Here is a 23,166-nt window from a genome sequence, read left to right as displayed (position 1 = left end):
ATAGCCGACTCATATCCGCTCATAGAAAAAACAGTCAGCCAACCAAACCAGCATTCATCCCAGCTAATCGACCTGTCACAAGCGCTGCGGTAATGTTATAACCGCCTGTATAGCCGTGGATGTCTAAAATTTCGCCACAGAAGAAGAGTCCGACTTTTTTTCGTGAAGCCATCGTCTTCGGCTCGATTTCTTTAACGGAAACTCCGCCGCCTGTTACGAATGCCTTCTCGATTGGTTGCGTACCTGTTATATGCACAGGGAACGTTTTCAAAAGTTGGGCCAGTGTGCGAACATCTTCCCGTTTAATATCTAGACCGATTTCTGTTTCGCTAATTCCCGCCTTTTTCAATAAAAACAGCAGCCATCGTTCAGGAACAAGTCCTTTTAATGAAGTTTTGATTTGTTTTTTAGGTTCGTCTTTTAAAATCTTCGCGATAGTTTGTGTTAGTTGCTCTTCGTGCTGATCAGGTATCGAATCAATTTGAAGCAAAACTGGCTGCTTGCCATTCTTCATCTGCTCTTTCACCACATACTGACTGCAACGTAAAATGGCAGGACCGCTTAATCCGAAGTGAGTGAATAACATATCCATGTGATGGGTTACGAGAGTTTTGCCTTTTTTATTTAAAACAGATACTTTTGCGTCACGTAGTGCGAGACCTTGTAAATCTTTTGAAACGATAAATGGTTCTCGTGATAGCAAGGGCACTTCTGTTGGATACAGTGTCGTGACAGTATGTCCTGCGCGTTCAGCCCAAGGATAGCCATCTCCCGTACTACCTGTTTGCGGAACCGCTTTACCACCGACTGCAACTACTACCGCATGCGCGCGAATCTCTTCGCCGTCTTCTAAACGGACGCCGAGAATTTTTTCGTCGTCCATTAGCAACTTCTGTACACGACTTTCTAGGCGTATTTCTACGCCGAGTTCATCCATTTGATTCAATAGCGCATTAACGACGTCTTTGGATTTATTTGAAACAGGGAACATGCGACCATGATCTTCTTCTTTTAATGGTACACCGAGCCCTTCAAAGTACTGAATGATATCTTGATTATTGAAAACAGAGAACGGTCCGTATAAGAACTTTCCGTTACCTGGAATATGTTTAATAATTTCTTCTTGTGACAATCTATTTGTGACGTTGCAGCGACCGCCGCCAGAAATGGCTAATTTATTGCCAAGCTTTCGTCCTTTTTCAATTAGCAGCACACGTTTTTTTTGTTCGGCTGCCGCAATGGAGGCCATTAAGCCTGAAGGTCCGCCACCGATTACGATTACATCATACATTGTAGAACCACTCTTTCATTTCGTTTTGTCTTTCATTATACACCATATAGGTGCGATTGCTTTTTGATTTAGTCTTCAGTTAAAGATTGTACAAATGAGTGTCGAGGGGTAAACTATACAAGTATCTCTTAAGGAATGGAAGGAATCAATTATGGCATCGAATTTATTGAAGGGCACGGCCATTTTAACGATTGGCCTATTTTTATCGAAAGCACTTGGTTTACTTTATGTAATTCCGTTTTATGCAATCGTTGGAGAGAATAGTGTTGGACTCTATCAATACGCATACATACCTTATAACTTAGCGCTAGCAGTAGCCGTATCTGGAGCACCTCTTGCGATATCCAAATTCGTCTCCAAGTATAATGCATTAGGCGATTATGCGACCGGCAGGAAATTAATGAAATCGGGTATGGTCGTTATGTCTGTAACTGGTTTTCTATCATTTCTTGCATTGTTTTTCCTTGCGAATCCCATTGCCGAACTCGTTATCAAAAGCGATGAACAGATTTTTACCGTACACGATATTGCGACAGTCATTCGCTGGGTGAGCTTTGCGTTACTTGCGGTTCCGTTACTGAGCATTGCGCGGGGATACCTTCAAGGTTATCAAAAATTTGAACCGACTTCTGTTTCTCAATTAATCGAACAGATTGTACGAATTATTGTTGTCCTAGTCGGTGCATTCGTAGTCGTCAATGTACTCGGTCTGTCACCAAGAATCGCAGTTCAATTTGCGGTGTTTGCAGCATTCATTGGTGCGCTTGCAGGTCTGTGGAGTCTCTACTATTATTGGAAGAAGTATAGAGATGAATTTGATTATTTATTATCGAACAGTCCACCGGCAAGTTCTATCCCGCTAAAACAAATTTATAAAGAAGTATTTGCCTATGTTTTACCGTTTGTGCTAGTTGGAACAATCAATCCGATCTATCAATTTGTTGATATGATTACATTTAACAGTGCGATGAGTTCTATCGGTCTCGCTAGTGTATCGGATTTGTATTTAACGAAACTAAACTTTTTGACACATAAAATTGTCATGATTCCTGTAATGGTTGCGACTGGTTTTTCCATGGCGCTTATTTCAATTATTACGAAAGACTATACGATGAATAATCAAAAAGGCGTTACACGTTCACTTGATCAGACGTATCAAATTATGTTGTTCTTGACGATTCCTATGGTAATAGGCTTGATTGTCTTAAACAGTGAAGTATATCAATTCTTGTATCAATATGATGTGGCGGGTGCAAGCGTATTGGCTTCTTACGCACCAGTGGCGATTCTTTTCGCGATGTTCACGGTAACGGCTGCGATCTTGCAAGGAATTGACCATCATAAATGGATTGTCTTCACCTCGTTACTGGGTCTACTTATTAAGATGCTAATCAACATCCCATTGATCAAGATGTTCGAAACAAACGGTGCGATTTTAGCTACCGCCATTGGCTATTCAGTAGCAGTGGGTATTAACTTGTTCGTCATTAAAAAAGCATTGAATTATAAATCTGAAATGGTCATTAGACGTTTATTCTTGATTTTAGCGTTCAACGCGGTAATGTTTGCTGGTGTTTGGCTGGCAAACAAAGGTCTGAACATGGCGCATATTCCTGTAGGTCGTTGGCAAGCTTTGCTGTATGTCATGATTGGAACGGGCGTCGGTATGGTAATATACGGATTCCTCGCTTTAAAATCAGGACTTGCACAACAACTATTCGGTGATCGTCTGACACGTATTATGAGACGCATCGGACTTGGAGGGTAATGAATGAGACTCGATAAATTATTATCAAATACAGGATACGGTTCACGTAAAGAAGTTCGACAACTGTTGAAAAAAGGCATGATCCGCGTAAATGGGGAAGTGATGAAAGATCCTGCCCAGCACGTGGATCCAGTTTCGGACAATATTTCGCTTCTAGGTGAAGAAGTGGTTTACAAAGAATTTATCTATCTGATGATGCACAAACCACCTGGTGTCTTGTCTGCGACGGAAGATAACCGTGATCAAACGGTTGTTGATTTACTTGCAGGTGAAGATCGACATTTCGAACCGTTTCCAGTAGGTCGTTTAGATAAAGACACAGAAGGATTATTATTGCTGACAAATGACGGAAAGCTTGCGCATAATTTATTGTCACCTAAAAAAGAAGTACCTAAAACGTATTACGCGAAAGTGGCAGGGATTGTAACGGAAGAAGACACCGAAGCTTTTGCGCGCGGCGTGATCTTGGATGATGCTTATGAAACGAAGCCGGGTATTTTACATATCTTGCATTCTGCTGAAGAGTCAGAAATTGAATTGACGATTACAGAAGGAAAGTTTCATCAAGTAAAGCGAATGTTTGAAGCGGTAGGGAAAAAAGTGGTATACCTGAAGCGTTTGACAATGGGACCTCTAGAATTAGATCCGGATTTGGAGTTAGGGGAATACCGAGAGTTGACGGATGGGGAATTACAGCAGTTGAAAGAAATAGATCGTTCCAAGCAAAAAGGCTGATGCAAAAGCGTCAGCCTTTTTGCGTTGAAAATTTGTATATAGGAGACAGGATCAGGAAGATAATTTCACTTTCTTGGACGTCGTCGTCCATTCGCCGCGGACTGAGCTCTTAATCAATTCATTGTACTCCAGAACGTTTAAGTCGCGTTGAGCAGTGCGGGTTGAAATGTTGAATTCATCCGCTACATCCTCCGTCGTTACTTTTCCGTTATCCCGAATGAACAGATAGACATCTTTGATACGAATTAACATGCGATCGGTAGCTGGGTTCATCTAAGAAACCACTCCTTCATCTTCATATTTTCACGCCAACATTGCAAAAGAAGACTGTTGGGGTATTCTCTGATAATATCTTTCCTGATCCGCTCCTCGATACTATGTTATGCCAGAATAGTTAGTGAATGATTCTGACACTAGTAGTATAACGTATTATAGACAAAAGCGCACATGTTTTCGCTTATCTATTTGCATAAATTCGAATTAATAGTTTTTAAGTTAGACAGTTAGCTAGTTTTCCCTGTTAACAAGAAAATTCATTGACGCTCTATCAAGGTCTAATTGATTTTATTCGGTAAACATGTGAAAATAGGAACAGAAGAAACTGGCGGTAGGACAGCTTGAAGTTTCATAACAGAAGAGGTGACGGTGGTATGATCTATTTTAAAGACGGAAAATTTCTAGAAGAAGATGAAGTGCATGTATCCGTAAATGATCGTGGTTATGCTTTTGGCGATGGCGTCTACGAAGTAATTAAAATATACGATGGCGCATTGTACACTGCACAAGAACATTTGGAGCGTTTAATAGAAAGTGCAGAAAAAATTCGTATGGTCATGCCATATACTATTGAAGAATTAGGCGAGATCATACAAAAACTTCAAACAGAAAATGAGATTACTATGGGACATATCTATTTACAAGTAACCCGTGGTGTTGCGCCACGCGTTCACCAATTCCCTGAAAGTATTCAGCCTGTCGTAGTTGGGTATGCGGTAGAAAATGAACGTCCTATGCACTATCTTCAGCAAGGTGCTGCCATGAAGTCTGTGGAAGATGTGCGTTGGCTTCGTTGTGATATAAAGAGTTTGAACCTACTCGGTAATGTGATGGCGAAACAAGAGGCATTTGATCATGGATGTCAAGAAGCGCTATTCGTACGTGACGGGTTGGTACGTGAAGGTTCATCTTCCAATGTATTCGGCATTCAGGATGGCGTGCTATACACGCACCCTGCGAATAATTTTATCCTTAACGGGATTACTCGTCGTGTCGTTTTGCAGTTAGCTAAGAATTTGAATATTCCGGTTGAAGAAAAAGAATTCACGCTGCCGCAAGCATTAGAGATGGATGAGTTTTTCTATACATCGACGAATGCAGAGATTACGCCTGCCGTGACGATTGATCAGCAACCTATAGGACAAGGAATCCCAGGTCCGTTGACGAGAAAGTTGCAAGTTGCGTTTGAAGCACAGATTCCGATGTTAGTAGCGTCTGGTAATGTTGAGGAAAGAGAATCAAATGGCCCAGCTAGTTAAACTCGTCGATTATGTATCTCGGTACGAGAATGACTTAACGCGCTATCCTACCCAATTTATCCGTCTGAAACGTTATCAATGGAAGCGTATTAAAAATCAATGGGAACACGGTGCTGATTTGCATGTAGAGCAAGCGGCTACTTTTCCAGAAGATGTGCAAGAGCGTTCAAGATGGTATACGGTATTATTCGGAAAATGGCGCAAACGAAGAGATGTGGAATTCGCGCAAGAGTCCACAGTTTCGGAGGACGGTGCGGAAGATCAAGACGATGATTTAGACTTTCAAGCTTCCATCTCGGGACAACCTTCAAATGTTGAGCAATTAAAGAAGGCGTATCGCGATCAACTGTTTCAATTCCAATTAAAGTGGGCGAGTTCTACATTGTATGACCGATCTCGTGTAGACCCGAAGTATTTCTCTGACCCATTATTGAAACAACTGACATTACGTTTACCTGATAGCTTTTTGTTGTTTTATTATCCAATCGTCAAAGTGAATAAAGCGCCTGTCGAGTTAGACATTATCTTATTGGCACCTACTACATGCTACTGCATAACAGTGCTCGAAGATGAAAGATTGGCTGCGTACATAGGTACTGGCGAAAGATTTTGGCTCAAAAAGTTTGGGGATCAAGAAGAGAAAGTACTGAATCCTACTATAGCGCTCAGTAGGATGGAGAAAATTGTTTCATCATTTTTCAAGGCAGCGAAAGTGGAGATTCCGATCAAGAAATTGATTGTTTCAAGAAAGGGCTATATTGATTATCCAGGAACGCCATTTGAAGTTACTACGATTGACCGCAAAACATATGAACAATGGCTGACAAAGTTATGTAGCAATCCGAGTCCTATGAAGCATACCCAATTTAAAGCGGCACAGGCTATTTTGGATCATGCACAAACTACAGCAATGAGCCGATTGTTTGATGGGGAAGAAATCGTGGAAGAGTAATAGATTAGAAATTACAGACAAAGAGAGAGTGTAACCAGTATGCGTTTACGAAATAAGCCATGGGCAAAAGATTTCATGGCAGAGCATCCGGATGTGTTGATTTTAGATCCGGAAGGCAAGAAAAGTCATTGGGCGGAAGAGTTCGGAAACGATTCTCCTATCCATATTGAAGTAGGTACAGGAAAAGGACAATTTGTTATTGGAATGGCATTGGCTAATCCAGAAATTAATTATATCGGTATTGAACATTTTGATAATGTTATCGTTTCAGCGTTGGAGAAAACGATCGAAGCAGAAAAACCTGCCAATCTACGTTTGATGCGTGTGAATGGCGAAGAATTGGAAGCTATTTTTACAAAATCAGAGATTGATCGAGTCTATTTGAACTTTTCTGATCCGTGGCCAAAAGATCGACATGAGAAACGTCGTTTGACACATCCAAACTTCTTAGCGAAATATGAAGGTGTTTTGAAGGAGAATGGAGAAATTCACTTTAAGACAGACAATCGCCCGTTGTTTGAATATTCTCTTGTCTCCTTGACGAACTATGGCATGAAACTGCTATCCGTTTCACTAGATTTACATGCAAACATGCCGGAAGACAATGTGTTAACAGAGTACGAAGAAAAGTTCTCAAGTAAAGGTCAACCGATTTATCGTTTGGAAGCGCAGTACCAAAGCTGATTAATAGGCTAGATCACTAGTTGTCTGACGTGATACTTTTCCACTCACGCTATAGGTTGGTGGAGAAGTATCACGTCATTACAACAGATAATTTAGGAATGTAGGGAGGAAATATAATGGATCAATTAACTTTTCATGACATGAAACTAACGTGGTTAGACGGTGGCGTAAACTATTTGGATGGCGGTACGATGTTCGGTGTCGTTCCGAAAGCATTATGGTCAAGACGCTATGAAGCAGATGAAAATAATCTGATTGAACTACGAACAGACCCAATCCTAATTCAATACGAAGGCAAAAATTATTTAATCGATTCAGGTATAGGTAAGGGTAAGTTGGACGAGAAGAAAAAGCGCAATTTGGGTGTGCGTGCTGAAACACGTGTAGAAGAAAGCTTGGAAGAACTAGGTATGACGCCAGATGATATCGATGTTGTGTTGATGTCCCATCTTCACAATGACCATGCGGCAGGTTTGACGCAGTGGGAAGGCGATCAGCTCGTTTCAGTGTTTAAAAATGCCAAGATCTACACTTCACAAGTCGAGTGGGATGAAATGAGAGAACCGAATATTCGTTCCCGAAATACGTACTGGAAAGAAAACTGGGAGCCGATTCAAGGACAAGTGACAACGTTTGAAGATGAAATCGATGTAGTGCCGGGCATAAAAATGATACATACTGGCGGTCATAGTGATGGTCATAGTGTGATTAAGTTAGAACAGGACGGCGAGACACTCATTCATATGGCGGATATTATGCCGACGCATGCGCACACGAACCCGTTGTGGGTACTAGCTTATGATGATTATCCGATGGACTCGATTTTTGCGAAAGAGCGCATTATGAAGGAAGCGCTTCCAAATGAATATGGTTTTATTTTCTATCATGATGCTGTGTATCGCATGGCAAAGTTTAGTGAGGATGGAAAGAAGATTGTGGATAGCTTGCCTCGTTCTCGGTAAGGGTTGAGTTCAAGTTCAAGTGATTGAAATGGGGAGGTGCAGTTGATCGACGTTCCAGGCGGACGCTTTCCTGTGGGCGGGGCTTGAGCCACCTCGTCACTTCGTTCCTGCGGGGTCTCAAGGCTCACGCTGATCCACTAGGAGTCGCCACCTTACACTTACGATCAACTGGTGTCATCTTCTGAAATTTGAACGTTTATGCATTGTTAAAAAATTAAGTCCTAGAGACAGATCCCATATACGCGGGGTTTGTCTTTTTCTGTATGTAAAACACCTTTTTAAAAAAGAGACTATCGCGAGAAGTAGATACTTCTCGGATAGCCTCTTTTCTTATAGTTAAATACTGATTACTGGCGAACTAGCTCTACGACAGTGCCTGTTTTCGCATCTGCTGCGAATTCATATTGCTCTAGTTTGCCGTCTTTCATACGTGAAACGCCACCACGGTAAACGTCCATAGAGATGACATGGTTTGTGTAAGGTTCTGGCTTCATTACGATCCAAGAACCGTCGATTGGGCCTTCTTCTTTAAATGCGTCTTTTACTTTTTTAAGTACGTTATCAGCTGGTACTTCTTCGTTATAACGGTTAAAAGCCTCATTCACTACTACGCCTGCAGCAACTCCGGTTAAAATTCCAGCAACAAATTCTTTTACTCTCATGGCTAAGTGCAGCCTCCTTCGCAAATCTTTTCTTATAGTGTAACATAGTTTAAAAGGGCATGGCGATTCAAAAGCTTTTCTTGCTTGAGTAATCGGTAAAATATGGCACCTTTGTGTAAAGCAGATTGTTAACCTAATTAGTTTTCATCTGTTTGGTTACTGGATATAATACGAATAGACTGAAAAAGTGAGGGATTTAGATGAAAAAAGAGACATTAGAGTTATTTCGTACACTGACTGAACTTCCGGGCGCACCAGGTAATGAATACCGTGTCCGGGCTTTTATGCGTGAGCAGTTGGCACAAAATTCGGATGAGATTATTCAAGATGGTTTGGGTGGAATCTTTGGCGTTCGCCACGGAAAAGAAGATCAACCGAAGATCATGGTTGCCGGACATATGGATGAAGTCGGTTTTATGGTAACGGGTATTACAGATAATGGTATGCTTCGTTTTCAGCCGTTAGGTGGCTGGTGGAACCAAGTCCTACTTGCGCAACGAGTCCAGATCATCACGGAAGATACAGAAATTCCGGGAGTCATTGGATCGATTCCGCCACACTTATTAAGTGATGCAGAGCGCAGTAAACCGATGGATATCAAAAATATGCTGATCGATGTAGGCGCAGATGATAAAGCGGATGCAGAGAGTTTCGGAATTCGTCCGGGCCAGCAGATCTTGCCGATTTGTCCGTTCACACCGATGGCAAATCCAAAGAAGATTATGGCCAAAGCGTGGGATAATCGATATGGCTGTGGTCTAGCTGTTGAACTGTTGCAAGAAGTGAAAAATGAAACGTTGCCAAACACGTTGTATTCAGGTGCAACGGTTATGGAAGAAGTCGGCTTGCGTGGAGCACAAACAGCGGCTCGCATGATTGATCCGGATTTATTCTTCGCACTCGATGCAAGTCCTGCAAATGATGCAAGCGGCAATAAAAAAGAATTTGGGCAGTTGGGCCAAGGCGCATTATTGCGTATCATGGACCGTTCGATGATCACTCATCGCGGCATGCGAGAGTTCGTTTTAGATACCGCTGAAACTCACAATATACCGTATCAATATTTTGTTTCTCAAGGTGGCACGGATGCAGGGCAAGTACATGTGGCGAATAACGGCGTCCCAAGTGCAGTCATCGGTATTTGTTCTCGCTACATCCATACTGCGGCTTCGATCATCCACACAGATGATTATGCAGCAGCTAAGGAATTAATTACAAAGTTAGTAAAAGCATGTGATAAAACTACAGTAGAAACGTTAAAGCAAAATAGCTAGGCTCTTAGAAAAGAGGGGACTGAATGGAATTTGTTCTAGGCTCTGAAAATCAGGCGAAGAAGCGTGCGGCCGTTCGAATCATCGAGCAGTGTTTGGAAAATAGTTCTGTTTCTTCCGTGTCCGTTTCGTCAGGCGTTAGCGCTCAGCCGATGAGCGAAGAGGAAACGCGCCAAGGTGCGATTAATCGATCGGTTGCTGTCGCAAACGATATGTATGGTATTGGCTTGGAAGGCGGTGTCCACATGATTGCGGACACCATGTACCTTTGCAATTGGGGTGCCCTCACTACACCGGAAGGCAAAACGTATACTGCCGCGGGCGCACAAATTCCGTTGCCAGAAGAGCTAGCCGTGGAAGTTCGTAGTGGTAAAGAACTGGGTGACGCGGTGGATGACTATTTTAAAAAGAGAAATGTCCGTATGTCAGAAGGCGCAATGGGAATGTTGACAGCGCAACTTGTACCAAGGGATGCACTTTTTGAACATATTATGCAATTATTAATCGGGCAGCTCTTGTATAGCATGTCACGTCAGAGTTGACGATTGCAATAGCGACAGCGTGCGATTAGAATAGGACTGATAGAAAAGTGAACGAAAGTAGAGAAGGGGGGAACCTGAATGTTGCGAAGTGGAAAGGTTTTCTTGCTGTTGCTACTAGCTGTCGTATTAGTAGGATGTAATCAGAAAGTGGAAGTCCGTACTGACGATGCATTTGTCTCAGCGAAAAAAGTTTTTGAATTGAATAGCAAAAAAACGAATCATGCGGTAGGCGATATTGACTTCTATAAACCGCCAACTATACGTGTAGATGAAGAATCAACTTCACAAACGATTGTCTTAACTAAACGACATGATTCATTTTACTTAACCGTTAATCCGAATGAAAAGAAAAATAGTCATGTCTATTATGATGTGTTATTGACGGATGAACCGGAAAATTTAGTAGGCGCACAAACATTTTCTAAAGATGAAGCATTTGGCTTTGTTGCGGTTATTGAAAAAGGTGAAAAGCAAGTTGAGTTAATTGCGAACGTAGGTGGAGCGAAGGTGGAAACTGTAACAGACGAAGCAAACACTAGCGCCTACTTGGAAAAAATGATGGAAATTGCTCGTTCAGTTCAACATGACGATCAATAAAAAAATTGAGTACGGAAGGAGAGGGACGACGAATGGAAGCTAAAGATTTGGTAGAAGAGCTGAAGAACCGCTTACCTAAAGAGAACTTTGATTGGCAATTTGATCGCAAGGCAGACAAATTGCGAATTGTCCACCATACTCTTCATAAAGGTATTGATATCTCGTTACCTGAAATTTTATCAAAGTATGAGCAAAAAAAAGAGCGTGCAATCGATGAGGTAGCCTATACCATCCTGGAGACGTTCAGCGCAATGGAGCAAGAACAAGCAAAAGGTTTTGCAGGGGAAAATAATATTTTCCCAGTTATCCGTTCAACTTCATTCCCGACTGAAAGTTCTGCTGGAGAGACTTTCTTGACGAAAGATCATACGGCAGAAACACGGATTTTCTACGCGTTGGATTTAGGAAATACTTACCGCTTGATTGACCACGGTATGCTTTCCGATATGCAGATGACAGAACAGGAAATTCAAGAAGTTGCGATGTTTAAAGTCAAGACGTTACCAACAGCTTATAAGCAGGACATCGTATCTGACAATATCTTCTACTTCATCAATAATAATGATGGTTATGATGCAAGCAGAATATTAAATCAACCCTTTTTGAAGGAAATGGAAGAGAAAACCGAGGGACATATGGTTGTTTCCGTTCCTCACCAAGATGTGTTGATAATCGGTGATATTCGAAACGACACAGGTTATGACGTCATTGCGCAAATCGCTATGCAGTTTTTCACAACAGGTGCCGTTCCTGTTACGTCACTATCTTTCATTTATGAAGATGGTAAACTCGAACCAATTTTCATTATGGCAAAAAACAGATTGGCTAGAAGGGAAAAGAAAAAATGAATATCTTTTATAATCCAGAAGGTGTTGGCGACGTATTGTTCGTACAACTTACAACAGAAAGACCGGCAGCTATTATAGCTGAAAGAACAAATAATGTAACAGTTATCAAAGACGAAAAGACAGGAAACGTTGTGGCTTTCAATTTATTTAATGCTACAAGTTATTTTCCGATTTCAGCAGTAGGTCAAGTAGAGTTGACAGAAGAGCTTGGCGAACAACTGCAAAAAGCCTTGAAAGAAAATGACATAGACTTAGAGCTTGAATTGGATTTCACTCCTAAATTTGTAGTAGGTTATGTTGCAGAAAAAGAGAAGCATCCAAACGCAGATAAATTAAATGTTTGCCAAGTGGAAGTAGGGGAGGGGACTCTACAGATCGTCTGTGGCGCACCTAACGTAGAAGCGGGACAGAAGGTAGTGGTAGCGAAAGTGGGTGCTGTCATGCCTTCAGGTATGATCATTCGCGATGCTGAACTTCGTGGAGTCGCTTCGTCAGGCATGATCTGTTCTGCTAAAGAATTGGGCTTGAAAGATGCACCTGAAGAAAAAGGTATTCTTGTATTGGAAGATGACCGAATCGTCGGAGAAGCTTTCGAAGCGTAAGATGTAAATATATCTATAATGAATAGCTTTTGCACAAGGCTCGTTAAGCTTGTAGCAAAAGCTTTTTTGTATTATTGTTACATAGGGTTACAAATCACTATTTTATACGGAAAGTACATAGAACTGTTTGATTTCCTCATAGAGAACCTGTTAAAATGAAATGATTGACATGAAAAGAGTGATATATTTGAGCTGGTTACGGAATATGAAAAGACGCCTTCAGCAAATGGAAGAAGGCAATGAAAAAGATGAACCTTTATATGAACAAAAAACTCCTGGAAATAACAATGAAATATACAATGAAAAACTTAATGAAAAAAACGATGAAAAACTTGATGAAAATAAAAAAACGAACTTTAGATTTCCGATAGTTTCTGACTATGAAATTTACGGATGGGAACCACAGACCCATCATGATGAATATACAAAAGATTATTTGCAAGATGAAATAGTTGAAGAACCATATGAAATTATTCCTTTGCAACAGAATGAACGTTGGCCGGGCCGTTTTGAGACCAATGGTAAAGTGTATCGTGCGGAAACTAGACGTGAATTTGCACGCATTATTCCGCCTACATCTAATCCGTTACCTCTTCCGTTTTCTGGTGGGAAGCCTGAACGGAATTTACATGCAGAGCCGCAGCGAATCGAACCATATGAATCTAAGCATCCTGCAGAACCACAGGAACCTTCATATCAGCAACAGGAACCTGTGAAAATTGAAAAGCCAAAGAAAATGAGAAGACCATTCACGCCTACACATGTGCCGTCTCCTATCTATGGACTGAAAAGTAGTTCACCAATTAGTGAAGCTATGGAGTCGGTTATAGAAAAGAAAGATATGAAAGATCAAGAATTACACGGACAGCTAGAAGATCTTGATGAGGAATTGCCACTATCTTTGATTACCAATCAACAACCAAGCGAAGCACCGCTATTCGCTAGTTCATCAGAAAAAAGACAGCCAAAAGTGACTTCTACAGAAGAACATACTGAAGAAATCGAAGAAACGGTTTCTTTTGCATCTGAAACAGAGCCCGAAGAAGATATGGTTCACGTTGAGCAGACAGAAGAAGAGTCAGTGGCAGAAGAAGTAGTGGAAGAAGCTGAACATGACAACGATTATTCTGAAACAGAAGAAATCATTATAGAGCCAGAAGAGTCACTTGTAGTCTCTGCCGTAACAGAAGAACTAGAGCAAACAGAAGAAGCAACGGAAGTGAAAGTAGAAGTAAAAGAGCCTGAGCATGTGGCAACTGAAACAAAGGAATTTGTAGAGACACCTGAAGAACCAATAATTGTTCCAGTGGACGAAGACGTTGAAGAGCAAGAAGTAGAAGAAATGGCATCCGAAATGGATGATATAGAAAAGCAAGAAGAACCGATCAAGAAAGAAAAAATTGTACCATTTAATGTGTTGATGCTTAAATCTGATAAAGAAAGATTAGCTGCTAGAGTAGAAGAGCTAATTGCAGAAAATGCCGCAAAGAAACAATCAGTGGAAGAGTCGTTTGAAGTAGAAAAGGATCAAGTTCAGCAGCCTGCAGTGGAACAAGCAGAAGCGCTAGAACAACTACAACCCGTAGTTGAAGAACAACAGACTGTGATAGTAGAACCACGCGCGGAGGACTCGGAAGCCATTGCGAAAGAGTCTCAAGTCGTAGTGACAGAAACTGTTGCGTCAACTTCCGAAACGATTGTAGAAGAATCAGAGGCGGAAATAGTTGAAGAAGAACCGCCACATTATGGATTCCCAACTATGCAGTACCTTGCACCTCCAGAAGAAGAAATAATAGATGAAGAGTGGCTTGCATCGCAATCTGAAACATTAGAAGATACTCTTTCTCACTTCGCTGTACAAGCGACTGTCGTACAAGCGGTTCAAGGACCTGCTGTGACGATGTTTGAATTAACTGTAATGCAGGGAACAAAAGTCAGTAAGATTCGAAACTTAACTGATGACTTAAAATTGGCTTTGGCGGCTAGGGATATTCGTATCCAAGCACCCATTCCAGGAACAAGTATGATTGGTATTGAAATCCCGAATCGTAAAACACGTGCTGTTCGAATTTCAGAGGTTATTGATAGTGACGCATTCATGAATTCCGACTCACCTTTAGAGGCAGTGCTCGGACTAAGCTTGACAGGGGAGCCGCAAACGATTGATTTGCGGAAGATGCCACACGGGATGATTGCTGGTGCAACAGGTTCCGGTAAATCCGTATGTATCAACTCTATACTGATCAGTTTGCTGTATAAAGCTTCACATCATGACTTGAAATTATTACTTATTGATCCTAAAATGGTTGAGCTAGCACCGTATAACGGTATTCCTCACTTGTTGAGTCCTGTTATTACGGATGTTAAAGCAGCCACTGCCGCGTTGAAATGGGCAGTCAATGAGATGGAAAGACGCTATGAATTATTCGCGCATTCCGCAGTACGTAATATAGAACGTTATAACGAAATGGTCATGGAATCACGCCGTTTCTCTTTAAAGATGCCTTATATCTTAGTAGTGATCGACGAATTAGCTGATCTAATGATGATGGCTCCTGCAGATGTAGAAGTGTCGATTAGCCGAATTACGCAAAAAGCAAGAGCTTGCGGTATTCATTTGATCATTGCGACACAGCGGCCTTCTGTTGACGTCATTACCGGAACGATCAAAGCTAACATCCCAACACGCATTGCATTCGCTGTTTCCTCACAGGTGGATTCAAGGACCATCTTGGATTCGGTAGGGGCAGATCGTCTACTTGGTAAAGGGGATATGTTGTACTTAGGGAATGGTCAATCAGCGCCTGTCCGTCTTCAGGGGACGTTTGTCACGGATGATGAAATCGAGCGTATAATAGAACATGTTCGTAATGAAGCAGAACCGAATTACTTATTCGGCCAAGATGATTTGCTGGCGGCCGCTGTCCAAGAAGAGGAATCGGATCCGTTATTTGAGCAAGCCTGCAGCTTTGTCATAGAGCAGGGGAGTGCATCGACCTCGTCATTACAGCGCCATTTCAGCATCGGGTACAATCGGGCGGCGAAGTTAATTGACCGAATGGAAGCCAATCAATTTATATCTGAACAAAGAGGAAGCAGAGCGCGCGATGTCTTTTTGACTGAACAAGCATTTGAAAGCTTCATGAAGTAAATAATCTACACGTTCGTATCTAAACTTTTAACGAACACATGATATACTATGACAAGAAATAATCTCCGAGTCTATTTTAGGACAGTTGGAGATAAAAAGAGGGATGAAAGAATTCCCGGGAGGTTTCAATATGACATTGTTTCATTTTACAGGCATTAAAGGATCAGGAATGAGTTCCCTTGCCCAGTTACTACATGACTCTTCTTACACAGTTCAAGGTTCTGACGTGGAAAAATACTTTTTTACAGAAGATCCTTTACATGAAAGAAATATAAAAGTACTACCTTTTGACGAAAATAATATCCAGCCGGGTATGAAGGTGATTGCGGGGAATGCATTCAAAGATGACCATCCTGAATTAGTCCGTGCTGAAGAACTTGGTTTAGAGGTTATTCGTTATCATGACTTCCTAGGCTCTTACATGGAACAGTTCACATCCATTGGGGTAACGGGAACGCATGGTAAAACGTCTACCACAGGCTTGCTTGCGCATGTTTTAGGCGGCTTTGCGCCAACTTCTTTCTTAATTGGGGACGGTACGGGAAAAGGTGTCAAGGAGACAGAGTACTTTGTATTTGAAGCATGTGAATACAAACGTCACTTTTTGGCATACCATCCAGACTATGCGATCATGACGAATATTGATTTCGATCATCCGGACTATTTTACAAGTTTAGATGATATTCTAGACGCATTTGGAGAAATGGCAAGCCAAGTCAAAAAGGCATTAATTGCTTGCGGAGACGACGATAATCTTCAAAAGCTACAATGTCAGGTTCCGATTGTCTATTATGGTTTAGATTCATCTAATGATTTCTACGCGGCGAATATTGAAAAAGATCAAAATGGTTGCTCGTTTGATGTATTCATCCGAAATGAATTCTATCATCGTTTCACTATTACGCAGACAGGTGATCATGCTATAAAAAATGCATTGGGCGTTATTACGCTATGTCACTATGAGAATATTCCAGCTGAAATTGTAAATGAACGCTTCGCGACGTTTACGGGTGTGAAAAGACGTTTTTCTGTCATGGAATTAGAAAATCGTGTCATCGTGGACGATTATGCCCATCACCCAACGGAAATTCGTGCGACATTGGACTCGGCACGTCAAAAATATCCAAATCGTGAAGTGATTGCTGTATTCCAACCGCATACTTTCAGCAGGACAGCTGCGATGCTAGATCAATTTGCAGAAAGTCTTTCTGAAGCAGATCATGTGTATCTATGTGATATTTTCGGCTCTGCGAGAGAACAAGAAGGAAGTTTAACGATTCAAGATTTGGTCGATAAAATTCCACATTCTCAACATTTAAAAATAAATGATATGTCAGGTCTAGCATCACATCAAAATCCTGTAATCCTGTTCATGGGTGCTGGAGATATCCAGCAATATTTAAAACAATTCAAATCTGACATAACTACAGAAGAGACAGCCTAATCTTTTATGAGAGGGCTGTCTCTCTTTTTTAAGAAGTTTTAGGAATTTGTTAAAGGGAATAGCTAAGTTATGTCGAACAGGATGTAGTAGGACGAAAAGTTTAGAAACTCTGAAAGAGGGGTAAAGTTTTCGTAAGAATATGCTTTAGGAGGATTACGAAGGTGATCAATTTACTTTACGTTGCTGCAGTGATTGCGGCAATCGCATTTCTTATTCTTTGTGTAAGTCTGGCGATGACATTGGGGTCTTTAAAAACATCTTTACAAAGTGTCTCGCATACAGTGGATGACTTATCAAAGCAATTGGAAGGAGTGACTACAGAAAGTACACAGCTCCTACAAAAAACGAATCAGCTGGCCGAAGATCTGCAAGGGAAAACGGACAAGCTGAACACTGTGGTGGATGCGGTAAAGGGAGTAGGCGACTCAGTGAACACGCTCAATCAATCCGTTCATCGGATCTCGAGCTCAGTCACTACCCAAGCTGAACAAAACAGTGATAAAATCGCGCAAGTAGTACAATGGGGAACTGTTGCGGTTGGTCTATACGATCAAATAAAGGAACGGCAACCTGAAAAGTCCGCTGGTTGGACAGTGTACAAAGCGCGCTCCTAGTACAAGCATTTTCCTTTGAAACATACAAAAAAACAGCTAATTCACAGGAGGAAGAAAAAAATGACAGAAAACAAACCAAACTACAACAACAACAACCAAGGTAACTACTCAAACACTTACGGACAGCCACAATATCCAGCAAACTACACATACCGTTCAACAAATGATCTGTATGATGAAGATAGTAGCGGCACAGGGAGTTTCATTGCCGGCGCGATCATTGGTGGAGTTATTGGGGCGGCAACTGCGCTATTCCTAGCACCGAAGACTGGCCGTGAAATGCGTGAAGATTTAACTACACAAGCTTCACAACTGAAAGACAAGAGTATTGAATTGAGTTCAACTGCGAAAGAGAAAGCAGTAGAACTATCAAGCACAGCAAAAGATAAAGCTGCTGAGCTATCTAGTACAGCTAAAGACAAAGCGGCAGAATACTCAAGTGCGGCAAAAGATTATACAGCTGACTTCACGGATACTGCAAAAGAAAAAACAGCAGCATTCACTTCAGCGGCAAAAGACAAAACTTCCGAGTTTTCCCACAACATCCAAGAGCAATCTGAGCAGCTAGTGGGCAAGGTGAAATCTGCAACGTCAAAAGCTAATATTCCTATGGATGACGGAACTGTATCATCTGAAGGTGAAGAAGCCATGGATTATAAAGGTACAAAAGAAAATAACGAAGAATCAGGAAATCTTTCAAAAGCAAAAGATTCTTCAAATAAAAAAGAAGATAACAAATCTCCTAAAGCAGATACAACTGCTAAAAAGAATGAGCAGTCTAAAGGAAATAATACTTCTTCAAACAGTAACAACAAAAGCCACTCTAAGTAATAGTTAAAAACCTTCCTTTATTGGAAGGTTTTTTTGTGCACTACTGGATGAAGAACACACAATAAAAAGCTACGCTATGCAGTTGTTGCACAGCGTAGCTTTTATTCGAATATGATCTCTAGTTGGTCACCGCCGAATATCAAATCATTGAAGCGAATAGATTCGCCGTTACGCAGTAATCGATAAGATGCCGTGGACTGTGTGGGTAACGTGAAATCAGTGAATGAAAATATATCACTAAAAATAATAGGGGAATGGGATAATACTTTGAACTCAACTTTGTCATTTGGCTGTACACGGTAGTCAAGATTTGCTGGTTCTTCGTTTACATAGACGGCAGTTCGTTGCTTCTTGATGACGATAGGCTTTTCGTTAAACAGTATATCGGCACGCTCTTCAAGAACAATCTCCAAATCTTTCGCTATTTCTTTTAATGAAAGAGCACCAGGATGACGCGTTTCGATGTGATCGTCTGCCTGAATCTGGTAGGCATCCGACACTACTTGGCCGTTTGCGATATAGACAGTCTCACGTTGCTTTAAACGATGGGGAGTACCGTTCCATATAATCGTATAAGCATCTGTTTCAGAATTTGAATGGGACGTTATAATGTCTTTTACTCTTGTTGTTTGATGTAAGGTTAATTCATCACGGTCTGCAATCTTGGTATCCATCGTAACGGGCCTTCCGTTTAGCAGGATTTCACCTATAACAGTCTTACTTACACCGTTCAGTTGATAAGTGATTGATTGGGGTGCATCCATCAAGTCCCTGACTGTCGCTGTAGCGTCTGTGCCGTCTTTGCCGAACATCAACTCAATGTTGTCCTGGTTTGCTATGCTGTCCTTTGTGCCGGCTTCAGTGCCGTTTAACAGGATGGTCGTAGAGGAACCATGCTCGCCAGGAAGCGTTCGCCATTGCCCATTTACCTTAACAGTCAACGCAAGCCCTGGTTTACCGTATAATTGTCGGGCGGAAATCCGAGCTGCAAGCAAAGCGTCGCCTACTGTAAGTTCTTTTAATTCGAATAGTCGAATGGATTGTTCATTGACACTCAGGGAAATATAGTGAATGGGTGCTCTTTGTGCTGCAATTGCGATACCAATTGGCGTGACGAGTGCAGGGGAAGCTTCGATCTGATCCGAAAGTGTGACACCTGAAAGGGCATCTAGACTTCGAATGGCCACACGGTTTTCAGGAAGGTCCAGTTGCGTACTCACTTCTTTCGTGAGAGTAGGCGTTAATCCACCTCCGCCGACAATCATAACTGCCTGTGGAGAAGTGTTATGATTCAATCGCTTGATTTCATTAGCGATCGACAAAGCTAAATGTTTCACGGAAGGTTTTATTACATCAATCACTTCTTCAGCAGGTATTTCTTGTTCAAACCCTAAAATATCTTGAACTTTCAAGATATCTTGATCATTGATTTGTCGTTTCATTTGTTCAGCCATAGGGAAGTCGAGCAAATAGTGGCTGCTTAGTGCTTCGGTCATTTCGTCGCCTGCCACAGGCACCATTCCATAAGCGGTCACAGTATTTTCACTAACAATAGCAATATCCGATGTACCCGCTCCAATATCGACCAATGCGATATTTAATCTTCGCATGGAAGGGGGAACGAGCACATGAATCGCAGCAATCGGCTCAAGTGTTAAGGCTTCCATCTCAAGGTCTGCACGCTTTAATGCAGCGAGCAAAGATTCTACAACTACTCGAGGCAAGAATGTAGCGATGACTTCGACGGTTGCAGTGTTGCCTGTTTGGTCAATCAAGCTTCCAATCTTTTCATCATGTAATTTATAATACAAGACAGAATAACCAACACAATAATAGTGGTCATCCTCTTGTGATTGATGTGCGGAAAGTAACTTTTCTTGCGCATTTTGTACCGCTAATAACTCCAGCCGGTTAATATCTTCTTTGGAAATCAACGTTCGTTCTGAAATATCGACGGTTACGGTTCCTTCTGCTGTTTTCAATGAACGACCGGCTGCCGCTACACTTACGCGCTTTAAAGGACCGTGAATTTGTTCCAACTCTTCTTTGATTTCTTGAATTATGGATGCGACGCTTAAAATATTATGTATTTGTCCATCAATCATCGAGCGTTCTTTATGTTCTTTTGAAATCAAGTCTACAATATGGAATGAATCGTTTTGTTCTTCCAGTACAATGCCCACTACGGAGCGTGTCCCGATATCAAGAGCGAATAACTTAGTAATCAGGATTTCCAACCTCTTTTCAATTTTTTTCTATGTGAAAATAGTGAATAAGGATTAATTCGGTGAAATTGCGTGACTTTTCAAAGAGTATTCATTATACTAGGTCTATTATATAAAAATGTAACATAGATTCCGGCGTTAGAAAAGGAAGATATGTACGGGGAGGAGACAGAATTATGAGCAAGCAAGATTTAGGTGAGTTGAGAGGTACGATTGATCAGTTAAACTTAGATATTCTTAAATTGATCAATGAACGTACAGGCGTTATCCAAGAAATTGGCAAGTTAAAAGAAAAGCAAGGTGTTAATAGATATGATCCGGTTCGCGAACGCGAGATGCTCAACGTCTTGAAGAAGGCCAACAATGGTCCTTTGCCAGACGGTATCCTGGAACAGGTATTCAAGTCTATTTTCATGTCAGCACTAGAAGTACAGCAAGATGAGCAGAAGAATGCATTGCTCGTATCCCGTACTAGAAAACCTGAAGACACGATTGTGGATGTAAACGGCCATAAAATTGGAGACGGAAATCCGTCTTTCGTATTTGGACCTTGTGCAGTAGAATCTTACGAGCAGGTTTTGGCAGTAGCAAAATCAATCAAAGCAAAAGGATTAACGATGATCCGTGGAGGAGCTTACAAGCCGCGTACATCTCCATATGATTTCCAAGGTTTAGGCCTGGAAGGTTTAAAAATTCTAAAGCGAGTTGCAGATGAAACTGGACTATCTATCGTCACAGAAATCATTACACCGTCACACTTGGAGGAAGCACTTGAGTATATCGATGTGATCCAAATCGGTGCACGGAACATGCAGAACTTTGAATTGCTGAAAGAAGCTGGGATGGTCAACAAACCAGTACTTCTAAAGCGCGGAATGTCTGCAACGATTTCTGAATTCGTCAACGCAGCTGAATATATTATTTCTAAAGGTAATACGGAGATCATGCTTTGTGAACGAGGAATTCGTACATATGAGACGGCTACTCGAAACACGCTCGATATCTCTGCTGTTCCAATCTTGAAGCAAGAAACGCACTTACCGGTATTCGTGGACGTTACACATTCCACTGGCCGTAAAGATTTATTGCTTCCAACAGCGAAAGCAGCAATCGCAGTAGGAGCAGACGGCGTTATGGCGGAGGTTCATCCAGATCCAGCCGTAGCATTATCGGATTCAGCGCAGCAAATGGATATTGCACAGTTTGACGAGTTCTACGAAGAGATCACTCGCTTCATGAACACACACCAAACGATTTAAAACATCCAACACCGAACCTTTATTACTAAGGTTCGGTGTTTTTCTGTATAGAATGACATATTTCTGCATAGAAAAACTTTATAATCCGTAAGAACACGGTATACTAGTAGAGAATAAGGATAGGAGGAGCAAAAATGGCTATCACAATTTACGATGTAGCAAGAGAAGCAAACGTATCGATGGCAACGGTTTCACGTGTAGTGAACGGCAATCAAAACGTGAAGCCGGCGACTCGCAAAAAAGTATTGGACTGTATTGAACGATTAGGGTACAGGCCAAACGCTGTCGCTCGTGGACTGGCCAGCAAACGCACTACGACGATCGGAGTAATAGTCCCCGATATGTCTAAGAGTTACTATGCAGAGTTATCTAGAGGGATTGCAGACGTTGCCACGATGTATGAATACAATATCATTCTTTCCAACTCGGACAAGAGTACCTCTCGAGAGGTTGAATTGTTTGAAGATCATTTAGGTAAGCAAGTAGATGGATTGATCTTCATGAGTGATTCTATTTCACCTGAAGTACGTAAAGAAATGAAAACGGCGAATGTTCCAATTGTCTTAGCAGGGACGTTGGATTTTGAAACCAGTTTACCCTCTGTCAATATTGATCATGAACAAGCGGCATATGAAGCAACGAAGAAGTTGATCGACAACGGTCACAAACGCATTGCTTTTGTTTCGGGACCGTTTACGCGTGACATTAATCGTGTCTGCAAGCGTGTGGGATATATTCGTGCGTTGGAAGAAGCGGGAATGACAATCGATGAGTCCTTGATCGTGGAAACTGACAATACGTATGATGACGCGTACGAATGCTGGAATGTGCTAGGTAAAGTGTCTGATCCTCCGACCGCTGTCATGGCGAGCAGCGATGAAATTGCTGTTGGTATCATGAACGGAGTGCGTGATAAAAATCTGAGAATTCCTGAGGACATGGAGATTATTTGTTTCCAACACTCAATTTTAGCGCGTATTGTGCGTCCACAGTTAACGTCGATTGTAGTGCCACTGTATGATTTAGGTGCTGTGTCCATGCGTTTGTTGACGAAGTTAATGAGCGAGGAAGAAGTGGAAGAGACTGAAGTTATTTTGCCTTATTATTTGGAAGAGCGGCAGTCAGTTAGGAAGTAAAAAAGAATAACGCTATTGAAAAACGGATATGTTGTTCTGATCTTATACACTTACTAT

At 41.5% G+C, this 23,166-nt stretch carries 21 protein-coding genes; 17 read left to right on the top strand and 4 right to left on the bottom strand.

Annotated elements, in window-relative coordinates:
* Positions 1-34: 34 nt before the first annotated feature.
* A complete protein-coding gene (locus tag SporoP32a_RS03215; RefSeq protein ID WP_085426604.1) occupies positions 35-1,291 on the bottom strand; it encodes a BaiN/RdsA family NAD(P)/FAD-dependent oxidoreductase in 1,257 nt (418 codons plus the stop codon).
* A gap of 151 nt (positions 1,292-1,442) precedes the next feature.
* On the opposite strand from SporoP32a_RS03215, the gene SporoP32a_RS03210 reads away from it, so the two are divergent.
* Positions 1,443-3,059 (top strand): putative polysaccharide biosynthesis protein, encoded by a 1,617-nt coding sequence (locus SporoP32a_RS03210; protein WP_085426603.1) that lies wholly within the window; start codon positions 1,443-1,445, stop codon positions 3,057-3,059.
* Positions 3,060-3,062: 3 nt separating this feature from the next.
* Positions 3,063-3,794 (top strand): pseudouridine synthase, encoded by a 732-nt coding sequence (locus SporoP32a_RS03205; protein WP_085426602.1) that lies wholly within the window; start codon positions 3,063-3,065, stop codon positions 3,792-3,794.
* A gap of 51 nt (positions 3,795-3,845) precedes the next feature.
* Here the strand turns inward: SporoP32a_RS03205 and SporoP32a_RS03200 are convergent, their stop codons facing one another.
* On the bottom strand, positions 3,846-4,067 hold the full coding sequence (locus SporoP32a_RS03200) for a DeoR family transcriptional regulator (RefSeq protein ID WP_085426601.1): 222 nt from the start codon (positions 4,065-4,067) through the stop codon (positions 3,846-3,848).
* 377 nt (positions 4,068-4,444) lie between these two features.
* On the opposite strand from SporoP32a_RS03200, the gene dat reads away from it, so the two are divergent.
* The 4 genes from dat (at position 4,445) to SporoP32a_RS03180 (ending at position 7,927) form a co-directional block, all read left to right on the top strand.
* Positions 4,445-5,329, top strand: a complete 885-nt coding sequence (gene dat, locus SporoP32a_RS03195) for a D-amino-acid transaminase (RefSeq protein WP_085426600.1) — start codon at positions 4,445-4,447, stop codon at positions 5,327-5,329.
* Positions 5,313-6,281: a nuclease-related domain-containing protein gene (locus SporoP32a_RS03190; protein WP_085426599.1), complete on the top strand. Its 969-nt coding sequence runs from the start codon at positions 5,313-5,315 to the stop codon at positions 6,279-6,281. Before dat ends, SporoP32a_RS03190 begins: the two co-directional genes overlap by 17 nt.
* Positions 6,282-6,320: 39 nt before the next feature.
* Positions 6,321-6,965 (top strand): tRNA (guanosine(46)-N7)-methyltransferase TrmB, encoded by a 645-nt coding sequence (gene trmB, locus SporoP32a_RS03185; protein ID WP_085426598.1) that lies wholly within the window; start codon positions 6,321-6,323, stop codon positions 6,963-6,965.
* A gap of 116 nt (positions 6,966-7,081) precedes the next feature.
* A complete protein-coding gene (locus tag SporoP32a_RS03180; RefSeq protein WP_085426597.1) occupies positions 7,082-7,927 on the top strand; it encodes a YtnP family quorum-quenching lactonase in 846 nt (281 codons plus the stop codon).
* A 347-nt stretch (positions 7,928-8,274) separates the two neighbouring features.
* Here SporoP32a_RS03180 and SporoP32a_RS03175 read toward each other — a convergent pair whose 3' ends face one another.
* The gene (locus SporoP32a_RS03175) at positions 8,275-8,589 is read right to left on the bottom strand and encodes a hypothetical protein (RefSeq protein ID WP_085426596.1); all 315 of its coding nucleotides are present in this window, start codon (positions 8,587-8,589) and stop codon (positions 8,275-8,277) included.
* Between the two features lie 200 nt (positions 8,590-8,789).
* Here SporoP32a_RS03175 and SporoP32a_RS03170 point away from each other — a divergent pair, with 200 nt between their 5' ends.
* The 9 genes from SporoP32a_RS03170 to SporoP32a_RS03130 all read left to right on the top strand — a co-directional run bounded on the left by SporoP32a_RS03170 (position 8,790) and on the right by SporoP32a_RS03130 (position 18,489).
* Positions 8,790-9,863 (top strand): M42 family metallopeptidase, encoded by a 1,074-nt coding sequence (locus SporoP32a_RS03170; RefSeq protein WP_085426595.1) that lies wholly within the window; start codon positions 8,790-8,792, stop codon positions 9,861-9,863.
* Between the two features lie 23 nt (positions 9,864-9,886).
* Entirely contained in the window at positions 9,887-10,402 is a 516-nt protein-coding gene (locus SporoP32a_RS03165; protein ID WP_085426594.1) for a DUF84 family protein, read from the top strand.
* A 78-nt stretch (positions 10,403-10,480) separates the two neighbouring features.
* Positions 10,481-10,999, top strand: a complete 519-nt coding sequence (locus SporoP32a_RS03160; protein ID WP_085426593.1) for a hypothetical protein — start codon at positions 10,481-10,483, stop codon at positions 10,997-10,999.
* Between the two features lie 32 nt (positions 11,000-11,031).
* Entirely contained in the window at positions 11,032-11,847 is an 816-nt protein-coding gene (locus tag SporoP32a_RS03155; RefSeq protein ID WP_085426592.1) for a DUF1444 family protein, read from the top strand.
* Positions 11,844-12,449, top strand: coding sequence for a YtpR family tRNA-binding protein (ytpR, locus tag SporoP32a_RS03150; RefSeq protein WP_085426591.1), 606 nt, complete (start codon positions 11,844-11,846; stop codon positions 12,447-12,449). Before SporoP32a_RS03155 ends, ytpR begins: the two co-directional genes overlap by 4 nt.
* A gap of 187 nt (positions 12,450-12,636) precedes the next feature.
* Positions 12,637-15,600, top strand: a complete 2,964-nt coding sequence (locus SporoP32a_RS03145; protein WP_232319575.1) for a DNA translocase FtsK — start codon at positions 12,637-12,639, stop codon at positions 15,598-15,600.
* 130 nt (positions 15,601-15,730) lie between these two features.
* Positions 15,731-17,044: a UDP-N-acetylmuramate--L-alanine ligase gene (murC, locus tag SporoP32a_RS03140; RefSeq protein ID WP_085426590.1), complete on the top strand. Its 1,314-nt coding sequence runs from the start codon at positions 15,731-15,733 to the stop codon at positions 17,042-17,044.
* A 161-nt stretch (positions 17,045-17,205) separates the two neighbouring features.
* Positions 17,206-17,658, top strand: coding sequence for a DUF948 domain-containing protein (locus SporoP32a_RS03135; protein WP_085426589.1), 453 nt, complete (start codon positions 17,206-17,208; stop codon positions 17,656-17,658).
* 60 nt (positions 17,659-17,718) lie between these two features.
* Positions 17,719-18,489, top strand: a complete 771-nt coding sequence (locus tag SporoP32a_RS03130) for a YtxH domain-containing protein (RefSeq protein WP_085426588.1) — start codon at positions 17,719-17,721, stop codon at positions 18,487-18,489.
* A gap of 101 nt (positions 18,490-18,590) precedes the next feature.
* Here the strand turns inward: SporoP32a_RS03130 and SporoP32a_RS03125 are convergent, their stop codons facing one another.
* Positions 18,591-20,726, bottom strand: a complete 2,136-nt coding sequence (locus SporoP32a_RS03125) for a cell division protein FtsA (protein WP_335696119.1) — start codon at positions 20,724-20,726, stop codon at positions 18,591-18,593.
* 164 nt (positions 20,727-20,890) lie between these two features.
* Between SporoP32a_RS03125 and SporoP32a_RS03120 the strand changes: the two genes are divergently transcribed.
* Positions 20,891-21,973, top strand: coding sequence for a bifunctional 3-deoxy-7-phosphoheptulonate synthase/chorismate mutase (locus SporoP32a_RS03120; RefSeq protein ID WP_085426587.1), 1,083 nt, complete (start codon positions 20,891-20,893; stop codon positions 21,971-21,973).
* A 134-nt stretch (positions 21,974-22,107) separates the two neighbouring features.
* Positions 22,108-23,109 (top strand): catabolite control protein A, encoded by a 1,002-nt coding sequence (gene ccpA / locus SporoP32a_RS03115; RefSeq protein WP_085426586.1) that lies wholly within the window; start codon positions 22,108-22,110, stop codon positions 23,107-23,109.
* Positions 23,110-23,166: the final 57 nt, after the last annotated feature.

This window comes from Sporosarcina ureae (assembly GCF_002109325.1).
GTDB classification, from domain to species: Bacteria; Bacillota; Bacilli; order Bacillales_A; family Planococcaceae; genus Sporosarcina; species Sporosarcina ureae_C.
This window is presented reverse-complemented; position numbering and strand designations above follow the sequence as displayed.

Excerpts from the sequence above, each read along its gene's own strand:
- SporoP32a_RS03155 (WP_085426592.1), top strand. The coding sequence starts at position 11,032 with ATGGAAGCTAAAGATTTGGTAGAAGAGCTGAAGAACCGCTTACCTAAA.
- SporoP32a_RS03210 (WP_085426603.1), top strand. The coding sequence starts at position 1,443 with ATGGCATCGAATTTATTGAAGGGCACGGCCATTTTAACGATTGGCCTA.
- SporoP32a_RS03120 (WP_085426587.1), top strand. The coding sequence starts at position 20,891 with ATGAGCAAGCAAGATTTAGGTGAGTTGAGAGGTACGATTGATCAGTTA.
- SporoP32a_RS03170 (WP_085426595.1), top strand. The coding sequence starts at position 8,790 with ATGAAAAAAGAGACATTAGAGTTATTTCGTACACTGACTGAACTTCCG.
- SporoP32a_RS03190 (WP_085426599.1), top strand. The coding sequence starts at position 5,313 with ATGGCCCAGCTAGTTAAACTCGTCGATTATGTATCTCGGTACGAGAAT.
- SporoP32a_RS03205 (WP_085426602.1), top strand. The coding sequence starts at position 3,063 with ATGAGACTCGATAAATTATTATCAAATACAGGATACGGTTCACGTAAA.
- SporoP32a_RS03200 (WP_085426601.1), bottom strand. The coding sequence starts at position 4,067 with ATGAACCCAGCTACCGATCGCATGTTAATTCGTATCAAAGATGTCTAT.
- SporoP32a_RS03180 (WP_085426597.1), top strand. The coding sequence starts at position 7,082 with ATGGATCAATTAACTTTTCATGACATGAAACTAACGTGGTTAGACGGT.
- trmB (WP_085426598.1), top strand. The coding sequence starts at position 6,321 with ATGCGTTTACGAAATAAGCCATGGGCAAAAGATTTCATGGCAGAGCAT.
- dat (WP_085426600.1), top strand. The coding sequence starts at position 4,445 with ATGATCTATTTTAAAGACGGAAAATTTCTAGAAGAAGATGAAGTGCAT.
- murC (WP_085426590.1), top strand. The coding sequence starts at position 15,731 with ATGACATTGTTTCATTTTACAGGCATTAAAGGATCAGGAATGAGTTCC.
- SporoP32a_RS03160 (WP_085426593.1), top strand. The coding sequence starts at position 10,481 with ATGTTGCGAAGTGGAAAGGTTTTCTTGCTGTTGCTACTAGCTGTCGTA.
- SporoP32a_RS03130 (WP_085426588.1), top strand. The coding sequence starts at position 17,719 with ATGACAGAAAACAAACCAAACTACAACAACAACAACCAAGGTAACTAC.
- SporoP32a_RS03175 (WP_085426596.1), bottom strand. The coding sequence starts at position 8,589 with ATGAGAGTAAAAGAATTTGTTGCTGGAATTTTAACCGGAGTTGCTGCA.
- ccpA (WP_085426586.1), top strand. The coding sequence starts at position 22,108 with ATGGCTATCACAATTTACGATGTAGCAAGAGAAGCAAACGTATCGATG.
- SporoP32a_RS03165 (WP_085426594.1), top strand. The coding sequence starts at position 9,887 with ATGGAATTTGTTCTAGGCTCTGAAAATCAGGCGAAGAAGCGTGCGGCC.
- SporoP32a_RS03215 (WP_085426604.1), bottom strand. The coding sequence starts at position 1,291 with ATGTATGATGTAATCGTAATCGGTGGCGGACCTTCAGGCTTAATGGCC.
- ytpR (WP_085426591.1), top strand. The coding sequence starts at position 11,844 with ATGAATATCTTTTATAATCCAGAAGGTGTTGGCGACGTATTGTTCGTA.